1 protein-coding gene is annotated in these 859 nt (G+C 61.5%); it reads left to right on the top strand.

Features of this window, described 5'->3' with window-relative positions:
• Positions 1-284: 284 nt before the first annotated feature.
• Positions 285-859: cbb3-type cytochrome c oxidase subunit I (locus tag QZH66_RS15340; RefSeq protein WP_305806773.1), on the top strand; the 575-nt coding region annotated here is incomplete at its 3' end.

Raw genomic sequence — 859 nt, 5'->3', positions numbered from 1 at the left:
AGAAATAGGCAGTCCGTGCCGCGCAGCAAGCCGCCCGGCACCGAAGCAGGCAGCGGGCTGATGTAGGACACGTCCGACAGGCCAAGTGCGTCATTCCTGACACACAGGCGGCGCAAAGAGCGCAGCATGGAGTTGCCGCCTGGCAGCAAGGAAAGGGCCTTGCCAATCCGTTGCTACGGTCTGGGTTGCGCTTCAGGAGGAAAGCCGCCATGAGCATCTCGACTGCCCCGCCCACGTCCGCGCCCGGCACAGCGCACCACAGGCACACCGGCTGGCGACGCTGGATGATGGCGACAAACCACAAGGACATTGGCACGCTGTACCTGCTGTTCAGCTTGACCATGCTGATGGTTGGCGGGCTGTTGGCCATGCTGATTCGCGCCGAGCTGATGCAGCCGGGGCTGCAGCTGGTCAACCCCGAAATGTTCAATCAGCTCACCACGCTGCACGGCCTGATCATGATTTTTGGCGCCATCATGCCGGCCTTCGTCGGCTTTGCCAATTGGATGGTGCCGCTGCAAATTGGCGCCTCGGACATGGCCTTTGCGCGCATGAACAACTTCAGCTTCTGGCTGTTGATTCCGGCGGCGCTGATGCTGTTGGGTTCGTTTTTCGTCAGCGGCGGCGCGCCGGCCGGTGGCTGGACCATGTATGCGCCGCTCAGCATGCAGATGGGCATGGGCATGGACATGGCGATTTTTGCCATTCACCTGCTGGGCGCGAGCTCCATCATGGGCGCCATCAACATCATCGTGACCATTTTGAACATGCGCGCGCCGGGCATGCGGCTGATGCAAATGCCCATGTTTTGCTGGACCTGGCTGATCACCGCCTACATGCTCCTCTTCGCGATGCCGGT

The sequence above is a fragment of the Stenotrophomonas sp. YIM B06876 genome (assembly GCF_030711595.1).
GTDB lineage: Bacteria > Pseudomonadota > Gammaproteobacteria > Xanthomonadales > Xanthomonadaceae > Stenotrophomonas.
Note: the sequence above shows the minus strand (reverse complement) of the source record. Positions and strands in the feature narration are given on the sequence as shown.